This window comes from Halorubrum orientale, assembly GCF_059623105.1.
Genome location: NZ_JBSPSR010000006.1, coordinates 99,164 through 111,989 on the forward strand (window position 1 = coordinate 99,164; position 12,826 = coordinate 111,989).

The window sequence follows — 12,826 nt, forward strand, 5'->3', positions numbered from 1 at the left end:
TACACGACGACGAGGCCGGAGTCATCGTTAGTCGAGTTCTCGGCTGCTCCTGATAGCGATCTGGCGGCGGCACTCAGGCGAAACGGATTCGACGTCTAGGCGGGAGTGAACCGCCTCGGAGCGTGCCCCGCAGCCAGTCGGCTTATGCATTTTGAGAACGCTCGTGTGATCCTCGTATACACAGTGTTCACTCACAGGATTTCGCTCACTGTTGTGACCCACCACAGCTCACTGGAAAAGCGATACTGAGGTCACCAACCGATTCGTCTGTCCTGGTGACAGCGTCACCGGTCAATGGGCTAGAGATAGTCTTGTATATAGTTCACATTTCTCACATGAAAATATTTGTTGATGACAGTCCACAGACAAACTATGAGCGTCGCACTCGCGGTGATCGACGCGTCGGTCGGTGAGACCCCTGCGGAGTCGAATCTCCGTCGCGAACTCGACGCGGACGTCACCGTTTACAAGATCAGTGAGGGGCAGCGTCCACCGCCGATGGCCGACCCTGCGTGGCGGTTCGACGGCGTGGTCATAAGCGGCTCACAGACGTCAGTGTACGACGACTACGATTGGATTCACGAGGCAACCGAATGGATCTGTCGCGTGCACCGAGCTGGTGTCCCTGTGCTCGGTATCTGCTGGGGGCACCAGTTCCTCGCGCAGGCGCTAGGTGGGCGTGTCGTCGACATGGGCACACACGAGCTCGGCTACGAGCAGATCGTTCGTCTGGGCGATGATCCAGTGTTTGAGGGCGTACCCACCGAGTTCACCAGCTTCGAGACACACACTGATCGAGTCGCAGAGCTCCCCTCGGGTGCGGTGACGCTCGCACGCAATGACTACGGAATACAAGCATTCCGTGTTGACCACACCTACGGTGTCCAATTCCACCCAGAGTACGATCGTGAGACGGCCGTCTGGGTGACAGAGCGTAAAGACCTCCCAGATGACCAGCGACAATCTGTACTCGATGGAATCACCGACGAATCCGTCGAAGCCGCACGAAAGAGCACACAGCTCTTCGACAGCTTTCGGCGTCTCGCTGAACGCCACCGACCCATCCAACAGCCCTGATCGGCGGTACGTAAGAGAACCTCGTCATCGTAGCGTCCGTTTTGACTCGACGCCGATCTCGATCGAGTCGAGTGAGCGTGATTCGATGCGGGCACCACGTTGCTGTGAGACATCGGTGCCGGGTTTTACTCATATCCTCCCCAGTCAATTCCGTACGTATGTGGGGTATTGTTGTGGTGGCCGTATTATAGCCGGGCTCTGTGAGTCACGGACACCGTTTTTAACCACGCCCTCCCCAGCCGATTCGTGAGTCGCCTGTGGCGACTCGCTCATCCCTCGCACGCGCTCGCAAGTCCGCCTTCGGCGGCCTGCGAGGCGCGCGCCACCGCTGTGTATGGCTTGCGTGAAGCGCTCCGGAGGCCCACTCGTCGGTGCCGCCAAATCGGCAAGCGGCCGCCTCATGGACCACGCCGACACACACGCCGGTCCGGCTGGTCATCAAGGCGCGCGTCACAACTCTTCTCACTGCCGCGCTCGTTACAAAATATATGCAGGTGTACTGGCATCGCCGTAACCTTCGGCCGCACCCGAATCCGGCGCTCTCGACCGCCCTCACCGCCGCGAAGCGCGACGGGAGTCGCGTCGTCCCAGTGTTCGTCTTGGACGACACAATATTGGCGCACGCAGACGGACTGGGGGTAGCGTTCATGCTCGGGTCGCTCCGCGCGCTCCGCGCGTGGTATGAAGACCGGGGGAGTGACCTCGTGATACAATACGGCGACCCCACCGATGTCGTCAACCAAATCGCGAATACCGTGAACGCCGACCAAGTTGTGTGGAACCACGACCACTCGCGGCTCGCCCGCGGACGCGACCGCGCAGTCAAGCGTGCGCTCACCCGCACCAGCGTCGAATACAGAGCCGTCCCGAACGACGATTCGTCGGACCGAGTCGACACCGAACCACCCACTGACCCGGGGGCGTACCTGGCCGACACGGAGGCACTCCCCGTCGAGACCCGGCCGGTGCCACGACTCACACAGTTGGGCACTAAGACGTACGACACGGCACCACTCGTTGCCGGCACCGAGGCGGCACAAAAGCGTCTCCGTGCCCTCGCGAACGGAACGACATACCGCCAGTGTGACGACAAAGATGACCACACCGACCAGGAACCAGCGGTCAACCCACATACCACCGCACTCGATCGGTTCTCTATGTGAACTGCCCGCTCGCGCGCGAGCGAGTGAGACACACGGATCCGAGGGTCACCTCAGCGATCGACGTCGATCGATTCGAGCACGACCGGGTCGACCGGGCGGTCGTTTGCGTCCGTCTCGACTGCGCCAATGGCGCGAACAACGGCCATCCCGTCGGTGACCTGCCCGAAGACCGAGTGGCGGTCGTCGAGATGTGGGGTCGCCGCGAGCGTAATAAAGAACTGTGAGCCGTTGGTGTCTGGACCGGAGTTGGCCATCGAGAGCACACCGGGCCCGTCGTGACGTAGGTCCTCGTGGAACTCGTCTTTGAACTGATAGCCGGGCCCGCCACGACCGGTACCGGTCGGATCGCCGGTCTGGATCATGAAGTCGTCGATGATGCGATGCACAAGCACGTCTTCGTACAGTGGCTCGCCGTCGACACCGTTACCGGTCTCAGGATCGACCCACGTTCGCGTCCCGGTCGCGAGACCGACGAAGTTCTCCACCGTTCGTGGCACGCGGTCGCTGTAGAGCTCGACGGCAACGTCACCCATACTCGTCTGCAGTGTTGCTGTCACCAGCCCCGACGCCGGTTCCTCAGCCGTAGACTGGTCCTCAGCCGTCGGTTCGGAATTCTCGGGTGACGCCGCTTGCGTGTCGTTTGACCCACCACAGCCGGCGATCGTCGTCGTGCCCGCGGCCATCGCGCCGGTGACGAATTGACGTCTGTTCATAAGCGTACGTGAGCACGAAGAAGCGCTCCGCGAGATAAAGATCGCGGATTCCCCGAGCATCGGGTAGCCTGTCGATCGGCCAGTCGAGCCAACTACCCGCACGATCCAGAGCCGTCGGAAGCGGCAAGTGTGTAGGTGACATACTCACGATCATAGATGAGGACCCGACCGTGAGCGGGGCTGCCCCAATACCGCGCGAGCAGTTCCATGAGGCGGTCGCCGAACTCGGCACGGAAGCATTCGCCGCGTTCGTCGGCGACCTATGGGCCGAGACGGCTGCGTCAGTCACAGTGGATCCACCGCTCGTCGTAGTCCACGCCCCCGACGGCCGTGTCACCCGTCTTAGGACGGTGGCTGCCGCCACGACGGAACGCGAGGGTCTCACAGGCGATGAGACAGACGGTATCACGGCCGACGCAGTCGTGGTCGCGTCTCAAAACGCCGCGGACACCCTCGGCGATGGGATGGCCGCCACTGCGAACGACCCGGCCAGCTCAAACGATCCCGACGACAGCCCTAGCGGAGACCAGGGCCTTCGGCGCGCGGTTTACACCCCCGACGACCTCCGCAGTCGACTCCTCTACGAACACACACCGGCGAGGGGTGAACGGCTGTGCGTCGACGGCCTCAGCGTGTCCCTTCGGTCGACAGCGTACCCGACCGTCACGGCCGCGCGGAGTGAGTGTGCGGTGGACGCATCAACCGGTAACAGTGGCAGGCCATCGGCGGTGCGAGATGAGACCGACGGCCGAACGCGTAGTGTGGACACAGCCGACACCCCGTCGTCTGACCCGGAGTGGGAGGGTGCACCCGGGCCGGGTGCGAGTGAGGCGGATGCCACAGCGACCGGACCGCGCAAAAACGCAGACGGGCAGAACGCCCTGAGCGGTCGAGACAGTCGAGCTACCCGGCGGCCGGTGGTAGTCGCCGCCATCGCCGTGGTGATGCTCGTGGCGATTGGTGGAGCCGCGGCACTCGTCACCGGCGTCGGCGACTTCGGTGGGACCGGTACCTTCGACGGTCTCGGTGACCTTGACGACCGCAACACCGGCGGACCAGTCGACGACGATCCCTCGACTGACCCGCCCGACGTTGCGACCGACGAGGGGGGCGCCACGGTCGGAGGGGAGTCACCGCCGCACTACTATGCTGACGGCGTCAGTTCAAACGACTCGGGCGAGAGCGTCGACGGCGGGGACGCGGGGCTGGCAGCCGACACGGTCGCCGGCCGACACACGACGCTGGAGCCGACCTGTGACCGTCCACCGCTGCTCGTCGTGCAGATTCAGATGAACGCACTCCAGCAGAACGACCCGGCGACGAACGACGGCATCCGAACGACTCGCCGGTTTGCATCTCCCGGTAACCGTCGGACGGTCGGGAGCACGGCACAATTTATCGACCTGTTTCAGACGCCGACGTACGCTCCGATGCTCTCGTTCGACAGCGCGGAGTACGCCTCTGAGCGGGTCGAAGGCGATGTCGCTAAGATCCGTGTGGTGACGCGTGAGAACGGGACCGTCACCGCCCAGTACACGTTCCGACTTCGGCAAATCGGCGCCGAAGACGGATCGATTACGGGTGGATCGGCCGGCTACGACGGCTGCTGGATGACCGACGGCGTCATCGCCTCAGAACCGGTGAGGACCGGGTGAAGAGTCAACGGTCAGTCGAACGAGGAGGGCCAGGTGCGAGAGTCGAACCACAGTCGTTCCACTCGCGTTCGCTCGCTTTACTCCCTGATTCACTCTCTGCGTCCGACCTTCTTCATCACGACGTTCCGCAGAAGCTCCGGGTGCGAGAGTCGAACCCGCGTCTCAGCCTCCACAAGGTCTCAGTCAGTAGAGGTCTTCTAAACCCGTTTTCGCACCGAGGTCCAGTTTTAGCCGGTTCTTACGCCTTGGCATCACGCAGCTGGAGCACGGCGCGTTCTTTGCCGTCAGCTTCGATCATCACATCTGCTGCTGACTGGAGCCACTCTGGCAGATCGCTCACGAGCTCGGCGTGTGCTTGTGGACGTACAGTCGGGTCACGGAGGCATGCCGGCTCCGAGTAGTGAGTTATCGGCCGAACGTCTTGCCACGTGTCTGCCGCCATCTCAAAGGCTTCCTGATAGCTGTATCCGCGGTCGGTAAAGGAGTGGTGATGATAGTCAAAAACGATAGGCACGCCAGTCGGGTCACTGATTCGCTCGACGAGCTGGGGTACACTCCACAGGCTTTGTTTGTCATCATTTTCTACCGTCAAGTGTGCTCGTGCGTCGTTTGAGAGGGTATCGACAAACGCTTGAAAGCGCTCGGCGGTTGCCCCAATATCGCCGTACGTAGCGCCGATGTGGACGGTGATACCGTAGTACGGAGTAGCCGGTAATCCGAGCAAGTCAAACCACTCCGCGTGATACTCTATCGCTCTCCGGGCTCGAGCTCGAGTCTCGGCTGACTCACTCGCCGGCTTGCACCAATAGTCTGGGTGAAATGTAAAGCGCATCTCATTTTCTTTAATCAGGTCACCGCATCGTCGTGCGAGACGCTGGATTTCGTCGTATGCTGGAAGCTCACTGAGAGCGAACTGGGAGTTCCATGGGATAAGCGATGACGTACATCGATACAAGCTAATTCGGTGATCGCGATTCCACTGTAGCAATTCATACAAGTCCGTGAGATTTTGCTGCGCAAGCGCCGAGACATACGGCAGCCCACGTTCCTCAAACGTCTGCTTCTGCATTCCACGCGTACAGCGTACCGGCGTATCACGGTCGCGCAGCGTGCGGTTCAACCCCGGATATCCGAGCATTAGATCCTGTTACGCTCGGAGCCCATTACATCGCTCGGTGAAGCGGAGCCTCCTCACACGGAGATTCGAGGAGAAAGCAAACGACTCTGGTCGTGGGTCAATGACACCCTGCAGTGTCGACCTAAGCCAAACAATCGAGTAGCTGGAGTCAAACTACCACGTATGAGTTTCAAAACGGACCTCGTGAACGGACTCCTCTCGCTCGTGATCAGCGTTGGCGTCACTGTCGCTTTCACAGACGACAGTGACGGGCCGTGGGGCCTAACTGAGATGGCACTGGCAGTGGGTATCTCAGCGTTCTTCTCTGGATTCTTCACGAGCTACTTCGATAAATGACCAGCCTCGGGGCGTGGCTCCAAGGTCGATACGAACGTGAATTCGATTCTTGATCTACACCTAATTGACTACTTGATTCTTTGACTCTGGATGTGTTAGAATCCAGCGTGACGACTCAACACAAAGGTCGGCCGGCCTACTCGTCGTTTTCAGCGAGCATTTGTCTGATCTCTTCGAGTTTGAAGTACGACGCGAGACCAAGTATTGTAACAGGCCAGAAGCCAACGAACTGGCCGCGCTGCTTGTCGCCGCGCACGTAGTAGAAGTACAGAGCGAGAGCGACCGATCCGACCGATGCCAGCACTGCAGGGGTCAAACCGTCTGTTTCGATTTCATCTACTGTGTCGACTGCCGTCTCTTCAGGTGCTTCAGTCACATCATATAATTTGTCCCTGTGAGTAAATTACTTCGCATCACTCCCTTGATGAGCGTTCACTTCGCAAAATAACTACAAATAATACTATCGACACGGCGATCATGAGGAGCGCGAACAGCGTCTCGTCTCGGACGCCGATTTTCTTTGTTATCCCGGCCATCGGTACCAAATGATTACACCCGCTACACGTATAGAAGTTGATTCTGTCGGCCGCATGCGTCGCTCACTGTCCGAACAGCTAGTGACTTTTACACGCTGTTGACATCCTCCCCACGCTAAAGCGCGAGGATTCCTCCGTTGGGGATTCGGCTACCGACCCACGGAGGCAACTTGCGGGTTCGTGCGCGCTTCTTTGGGACTTTCGTGAGGGTGTGGTTTCCCCGACCAGTCGTGGTCGTCCCACTCGAATCGCACGGGCCGTGCCATCGGCCTGACTTCCGTATCGCTGTTTTCTCGAAGGAACGTCTCCGACGCCGTGAGATCGGCATGCCCCTCGAACCCACACGGACACATCAGCGTATCTCCGTGGCGAACCGTCTCCTCGTGGTCGCTACACTCAGGACACGTTTGAGAAGTCCACGCTTCCGACTCGGTTTCGAGACTAATGCCGTACTCCTCACAGACACACGCAAGACGGTAGATGAACTTCTTGAACGCCCAGAAGTTGTGCGTCTTCTCGTTCACCCTGACCGACCAGTGCGTTTCCAGCACGTCGGTCAAGTCGCCTACGTACACCGTCGCCACGCTCTCGTCGTACAGCCGTTCAACGAGGTCACGCACCAGCGCGTTCTGTGCGTGATCACGGCGCTTCGTCCGCTGTCGGTACAACCGTCGAATCCGTTTGGAACTGTAGCGTCCCTCTCGGAGTTTCGACTGTAGGCGGGCGATTTCGTCGGTCGTCTCGCGGAACCGTTCGAACAACTCCCGCCCGTCGTAGAGGTACTGGTTCCCAGTAGTCGTAGAACACGCGACGAGATTGTTTGCGCCGACGTCGAGGGCGGCTTCGTGAGAAGCCAGTGGTGAATCCAGTCGAGAATCAGGGACGGTGACTGGTTGAAAAGCCCTGAACGTGTCGCTAACCTCGTCGTACTCCAGTTCCAGACGACCCTGTTTGCCGTCCCACTTCGGGTTGCCTCGGCCTTCGAGGCGGAGTCGTTCGTGGTAGCCGAGTCCGTATTCGTCTTTCAATTCTTGCCCAACAGGGATTTCGAGACGGCTACGCTTCCCCCACTGAATCGTGTACTGGTCACACCGAATGTAGGTTCGGAGTTCGCGTCCATCCTCTTCGTTGCCCCAGTACGACGGTGGTTGGCGTACTCGCCTTTCTCCTTGAGAGCAAAGAACGACCGCCACGCTTCGCTGTTCTTGCGCGTGACCTGTTGAACGGTCGCGCTTCCGACGACGCCGTTGTAGCGTCCTCGGTACTCGGAAGTGTCCCACACGTCGCCGTCACCGAAGTAGTTCTGACGACGTTCATAGGTCAATTCGTTCCACAGAGAGGCGGACGCATCGAGTAGCCGCCGAAGGCACTCTTTGTCGTTCTCGGATTGTGGAACCACCTCGAAGGTGTTGACGCGCTTCATCCGTCGTCACCCTCTTGTTCAGCGATGTATCGTTCGACAGCGCCTTTCGATGCGCTCCCCGCCGTACCGGCGTAGTACGAGCGAGTCCACTTCACGCGGTCGTCGTACCGCTGGTTATACTTCCGCGCCGAGATGCCCTTCACCCAGTTGACGATGAGTGACGGGGCGTTCTTGGGTGGACTTCCGATGAACAGGTGTACGTGATCGGGCATGACTTCGCACTCGACCAGTTTGAGGCCCTTGTCCTCACAGATTTCCGCGAAGATGGTTTCGAGACGTTCCTTCGTCTCCCCCGTCAGGTGCGAACGCCGATACTGAGCGGAACCTTGTTCCGCGAGGTCAGCGGGACCTCCGGTCCCGCCTGATTTCGGTACAAACACTATGTGGTAGTAGAGTTCGTATTTCGCGTGACGGGTACTCTTTACTATCTGTGTATACTATCACGGTTGGACGGCTTAAATACTGCGTTGGAACCCCGTCTATGCCATTGACGGCGGTTGAATACTGTTTGTTGGCTTCATCCCCGCGCTGAAGCGCGAGGCTTTCGCCTCGTATTTCCCGTAAGCCGAATGCCATGGGGCTTGTCCCTGAGGCGGTTCACCGTATCAGTGGACCGTCACAGCGTTGAGTCTCCAAGCACTCAGCTACTTCACCTGTAGAAGTTCGGAGCCGCCCAAAGAGTTTCATCTGTACGCGCTTACAGTAATGTATGAGAAAACTCGACGCAGACACCGTAATGGTCCTCGCTGGCGTCGTACTCAGCCTTATCGCCGCCCGAGAACTGTACGTCACTTGGAAGCGAACCCAGCAACACGAACGCACAACGTGAACTGCCTGGGGGGCTAGCCCGAGCACCTTACAGGCGGTGTGAGGCGAATACCACGGGGTTTGACCCTGAGGCGGTTCACACGTTGTCTGCAGTACGGCGGTACCAGCGTGTCTATTAACTACAGGAGTGATATCGTGGCAACTGACACATCTAATTACACAAGTATTTAGCTTAACAGCCGTACAATTATCCAATGACGTACGAAAATCTGGACGGAAAGCTTGTCAATGCGTTATTACACAATGGTCGCGCAAGCTTGCGGAGTCTGGCTGAGGAGCTTGATGTCTCTGTGACGACGGTATCCAATCACCTTGCTGATCTCGAAGAGGCGGGCGTCATTGAGGGATTTAGCCCCATCGTTGATTATGACAAGCTCGGCTACGACGTCACGGCTATCCTCCAACTGAAGGTGCGTGGCGAGGCGCTTCCTACAGTAACAGATAGCCTTCGAAATGAAAAACAGATGGTGAGCGTCTACGAAACGACCGGCGATTACGACGTGATTGCGGTCGGGAAGTTCATCGACACGGACCACATGAACGAGCAGATCAAGAGCGTTCTCAGTAACGCCGACATCAACGAATCAAACACGAGCGTTGTGCTGAACATCGTGACCGAAAATCGGTCGTTTGAGCTTGATGTGAATACTGACTGAGCTCGGAGTGGCCAGATAGCTCTACTCACCAGTGAGTGATGGTATAGTGTTGTTGTGAGTTCACGCGAAGTGCCCAACGAACTCTAGCCACGCTTTGATATCACACTTCATTGTCGAACACCGCAGCCAGTTGCTCGCGCATGGCGGACGGTGACGTAGGCAAGGCGATCAGCGTCCGGGCCGGCACACGACTCGTGACGACCCTAACACTACTCTCGGTGTTTGTTCGAACGGGTCAATTGACGCCTGAGGAAGCACGTTCTTCCTCGATAACATCAGCACTGCTCGGAGTTGGGATGCAAACAGCTACGTCCAGCCTGCTCGCTCATTGCTCAATGAGTCTTGAGCAACAGACGGAGCAGGTTTTCGCGAGGCTTGATATCGCGTAAGCCAGTGAATGTCCCGTTACCTAGTCGACTGGCTGTGTTACACGGATATGTGTCTGAAGAAGAGAATTTCAATAGAGCCCACTCAACATATATGGCTGCAAGTCTGACTACCGGTAGATGCGGTGGGATCCGCGACCCGCTCTTCGGCGACTCTCTCGGCTGGTAGTCCCTATGACCCTTACACAAACACAGATACGCGAGTATGACCATCGTGCGATGGATAGTGCTGAGACTGCTACGGCGACGTTCGGGATTGGCTGTTTCTGGGGGCCAGACGCCCAATTCGGTGCGATGGACGGCGTTGTTCGAACCCGCGTCGGCTATGCCGGCGGAACAAAACATGAGCCAACCTATCATGACTTAGGTGACCACACCGAGGTGTTCCAAGTTGAGTTCAACCCAGACACGATCACATATCAAAAACTCCTGAATCACGTTTTTAACTCACACACCCCACAGAACCAGACCAGAAAAACACAGTATCAGAATATCGTGTTTGCTGCGACGAAAGACCAGCAGGCAGTCCTTGATGATTTTCTCACTGTACACGGGCTCACTGCCGATGGAATCGGAACACGTATCGAGCAACTCTCGCGTTTCTATCCCGCTGAGGATTACCACCAGAAGTACAATCTCCGGTCGGTTTCGTCGTTCATGGACGCGTTCGAGGCAGTCGGATACGGCGATGACGCGTTGCGTGAGTCGCCAATCGCTGCTAAGCTGAATGGATACGCGGCCGGACATGATGTCACCGTTGTTGAGGACGTTTCGACACCTGGCCGTGAGACATCGTGACAGCGGCACGAGCACGAGGCCCTCACGCGTCAGATACGTTCCCAAGCTGTGTCGGATCGCATAGAACGGTCTCCCTTCTGAGGGGACCTCAGCGGTTTTACAGACGTCTCTGAAGATGCGATTTCGTATAATCTTCGAGCTGACGGTCTGTAAGCTCTGATTCTGCCGGTTCGAGACGATTTTACCACCGTCGAACCCCGCCGCTTTGACCTAGTTTATTGTTTCTTTCTTGGTATAGAACCAGTCAAAACCGCACCACAGCTACAGGGTTAGAAGTGGTACGGTCCGGGTGCGAGAATCGAACCACGGTCGTTTCACTCGCATTCGCTCGCTTCACTCTCTGATTCGATTCTCGCCTGTCGGCGTTTCCACTCTTGTCTGTAGTCGCGTGAAAAGGTCCGGGTGCGAGAATCGAACCCGAGGCGAGACTCGCTCCGCTCGTCTCGCGTGATTCGATTTCGCCTTCCGGACTTTTCGCTCCTCACTTCGTTCGTCGGAAAAGGTCCGGGTGCGAGAATCGAACCCGCGTCTCAGCCTCCACAAGGCTGAAGGATAGTCCACTACCCTAACCCGGACACGCATCCAGAGATATCGCGTTTCGACTCATAACCGTTACGACTCGCCGTCGACCCGATCGATTGCGGGACGAGTTTATGTACCGGCACGAGCCACAGGGTGACATGCATTCACGAGACCGGTCACTAACTCGCTCGAGCGATCTTGACGCGATAAGCGACCCCAACGAGACGACTAGCCACGACGAGACGACCGATAATGGGGGTGTGATGTGAACGACGCGTCTGTCGATGTACGAGCGGCTGAGCTCGAGTCGCTCGCGAAAGCGCTGGTCCAAATTCCGACAGAGAACCCTCCTGGTGAGGAGTCTGCGGCCGCGTCGTTCGTCTTCGACTGGTTCGAGCGCGCGGGAGTCGACGCGACGCTACTCGATGACCCGGATCCTGACCGGCAACAGGTCGGGGCCCGGATCGGCGACGGCGGACCGACCGTCGTGTTGAACGGGCACCTCGACGTGGTGCCGGCCGGCGACCCCGACGTCTGGTCTGTCGACCCCTACGCCGGGGTCGTAGAGGACGGCCGGCTCTACGGCCGCGGCAGCGCAGACATGAAGACGGGGTTGGCGCTCGCGATGCTCGTCGCCCGCGACCTCGCGCCTGCGATCCGCGACGGAACGTACGCTGGGTCGGTGGTCGTGCACGCGGCGATGGGCGAAGAGACCGCCGACCCGGGGACAAAGCGGCTCCTTGAGCGGGGGTTCGACGGCGAGTACGGGATCGTCTTAGAGCCAACCGGTCTCCGCGTCGCCACGAGCACTAAGGGGCTCGCGGTGTATCGGCTCGTCGTTCCCGGGGTTGCGACCCACGCGAGCCAGCCTGACGCGGGTACGAACGCCATCGACGCCGCCCGCCCGGTCCTCGAGGCGATCGACGCATACGACGCCAAATTGCGCGAACGTGAGGGATCACTGTGCGGCAGGGCGTTTGCGACGGTGACCGAGATCGAAGCCGGAACCGAGTCGAATCTCGCAGTGATCCCCGACCGTGCCGAGTTGGTCCTGGACCGCCGAGTGCTCCCTGGCGATACACTCGAATCGGTCGACGCTGAGGTCGAGACGCTGGTCGATCGCGTGCAAACACAACACGACATCGCGGTGCAGTGGACACGGGTCCAGACGTACGCAGCCTCTTCGATACCGGTCGACCACCCGATGGCGCAAGCGCTCCGAGAACGCTCGGTGGCCGCGGTGAGAGACACCGCCTTCGGCGCGGACGATGTGGGTGCGCCGTGGGGGATCGAGGCGGCGACTGACGCCCGAAACTTCTGTGTCGACGCGGGTGTGCCCGCAGTCACCTGGGGACCCGGCGATCTCGATCAAGCACATACGGTCGACGAGTCGATCGACCTCTCGGAGGCGGCGGTCGCACGCGACGTGCTCGAGGCGACCGTCCGCGAGCTCATCGAGTGACGACGAGGAGTGTGGCGGTCAAACAAAGGCGCTGCCGTGTGCGCAGGGGGGATCGCGCACAACCGATACGAAGCTAGTAGTAGTGGCCTCGGTACTCATAGGGCTCGTCGTCGCTGGTGCCGAGGCAGCTCGG

11 protein-coding genes, 1 tRNA gene and 1 pseudogene are annotated in these 12,826 nt (G+C 59.2%); 7 read left to right on the forward strand and 6 right to left on the reverse strand.

What is annotated here, in order from left to right; all coding sequences use genetic code 11:
* Positions 1 to 372: 372 nt before the first annotated feature.
* Positions 373 to 1,077, forward strand: a complete 705-nt coding sequence (locus ACWUI7_RS07295; protein WP_496641559.1) for a type 1 glutamine amidotransferase — start codon at positions 373 to 375, stop codon at positions 1,075 to 1,077.
* A 488-nt stretch (positions 1,078 to 1,565) separates the two neighbouring features.
* Positions 1,566 to 2,240 (forward strand): deoxyribodipyrimidine photo-lyase, encoded by a 675-nt coding sequence (locus ACWUI7_RS07300; protein WP_496641560.1) that lies wholly within the window; start codon positions 1,566 to 1,568, stop codon positions 2,238 to 2,240.
* A gap of 50 nt (positions 2,241 to 2,290) precedes the next feature.
* Here the strand turns inward: ACWUI7_RS07300 and ACWUI7_RS07305 are convergent, their stop codons facing one another.
* Entirely contained in the window at positions 2,291 to 2,923 is a 633-nt protein-coding gene (locus tag ACWUI7_RS07305; protein ID WP_496641764.1) for a peptidylprolyl isomerase, read from the reverse strand.
* A gap of 200 nt (positions 2,924 to 3,123) precedes the next feature.
* Between ACWUI7_RS07305 and ACWUI7_RS07310 the strand changes: the two genes are divergently transcribed.
* On the forward strand, positions 3,124 to 4,608 hold the full coding sequence (locus ACWUI7_RS07310) for a DUF4864 domain-containing protein (RefSeq protein WP_496641561.1): 1,485 nt from the start codon (positions 3,124 to 3,126) through the stop codon (positions 4,606 to 4,608).
* Positions 4,609 to 4,846: 238 nt separating this feature from the next.
* On the opposite strand, the gene uvsE is transcribed toward ACWUI7_RS07310, so the two are convergent.
* Positions 4,847 to 5,746 (reverse strand): UV DNA damage repair endonuclease UvsE, encoded by a 900-nt coding sequence (gene uvsE / locus ACWUI7_RS07315; RefSeq protein ID WP_496641562.1) that lies wholly within the window; start codon positions 5,744 to 5,746, stop codon positions 4,847 to 4,849.
* A 162-nt stretch (positions 5,747 to 5,908) separates the two neighbouring features.
* On the opposite strand from uvsE, the gene ACWUI7_RS07320 reads away from it, so the two are divergent.
* Positions 5,909 to 6,082 carry a hypothetical protein gene (locus ACWUI7_RS07320; RefSeq protein ID WP_496641563.1) on the forward strand — a complete coding sequence of 58 codons (174 nt, stop codon included), beginning with the start codon at positions 5,909 to 5,911 and terminating at the stop codon, positions 6,080 to 6,082.
* Between the two features lie 136 nt (positions 6,083 to 6,218).
* Here the strand turns inward: ACWUI7_RS07320 and ACWUI7_RS07325 are convergent, their stop codons facing one another.
* The 3 genes and pseudogenes from ACWUI7_RS07325 to tnpA all read right to left on the reverse strand — a co-directional run bounded on the left by ACWUI7_RS07325 (position 6,219) and on the right by tnpA (position 8,469).
* The gene (locus ACWUI7_RS07325) at positions 6,219 to 6,458 is read right to left on the reverse strand and encodes a hypothetical protein (RefSeq protein WP_496641564.1); all 240 of its coding nucleotides are present in this window, start codon (positions 6,456 to 6,458) and stop codon (positions 6,219 to 6,221) included.
* A gap of 309 nt (positions 6,459 to 6,767) precedes the next feature.
* Positions 6,768 to 8,041, reverse strand: a pseudogene (locus ACWUI7_RS07330) (RNA-guided endonuclease InsQ/TnpB family protein).
* The gene (gene tnpA, locus ACWUI7_RS07335) at positions 8,038 to 8,469 is read right to left on the reverse strand and encodes an IS200/IS605 family transposase (RefSeq protein ID WP_496641765.1); all 432 of its coding nucleotides are present in this window, start codon (positions 8,467 to 8,469) and stop codon (positions 8,038 to 8,040) included. Before tnpA ends, ACWUI7_RS07330 begins: the two are co-directional and overlap by 4 nt.
* Before the next feature lie 594 nt (positions 8,470 to 9,063).
* On the opposite strand from tnpA, the gene lrp reads away from it, so the two are divergent.
* Together lrp and ACWUI7_RS07345 are read left to right on the forward strand one after the other, a co-directional pair.
* On the forward strand, positions 9,064 to 9,525 hold the full coding sequence (lrp, locus tag ACWUI7_RS07340; RefSeq protein WP_496641565.1) for an HTH-type transcriptional regulator Lrp: 462 nt from the start codon (positions 9,064 to 9,066) through the stop codon (positions 9,523 to 9,525).
* A 560-nt stretch (positions 9,526 to 10,085) separates the two neighbouring features.
* On the forward strand, positions 10,086 to 10,709 hold the full coding sequence (locus ACWUI7_RS07345) for a peptide-methionine (S)-S-oxide reductase MsrA (RefSeq protein ID WP_496641566.1): 624 nt from the start codon (positions 10,086 to 10,088) through the stop codon (positions 10,707 to 10,709).
* Positions 10,710 to 11,211: 502 nt separating this feature from the next.
* On the opposite strand, the gene ACWUI7_RS07350 is transcribed toward ACWUI7_RS07345, so the two are convergent.
* Positions 11,212 to 11,284: transfer RNA gene (locus tag ACWUI7_RS07350), tRNA-His, on the reverse strand.
* Positions 11,285 to 11,496: 212 nt separating this feature from the next.
* Here ACWUI7_RS07350 and ACWUI7_RS07355 point away from each other — a divergent pair.
* Positions 11,497 to 12,693, forward strand: a complete 1,197-nt coding sequence (locus ACWUI7_RS07355; RefSeq protein WP_496641567.1) for a M20 family metallopeptidase — start codon at positions 11,497 to 11,499, stop codon at positions 12,691 to 12,693.
* Positions 12,694 to 12,826: the final 133 nt, after the last annotated feature.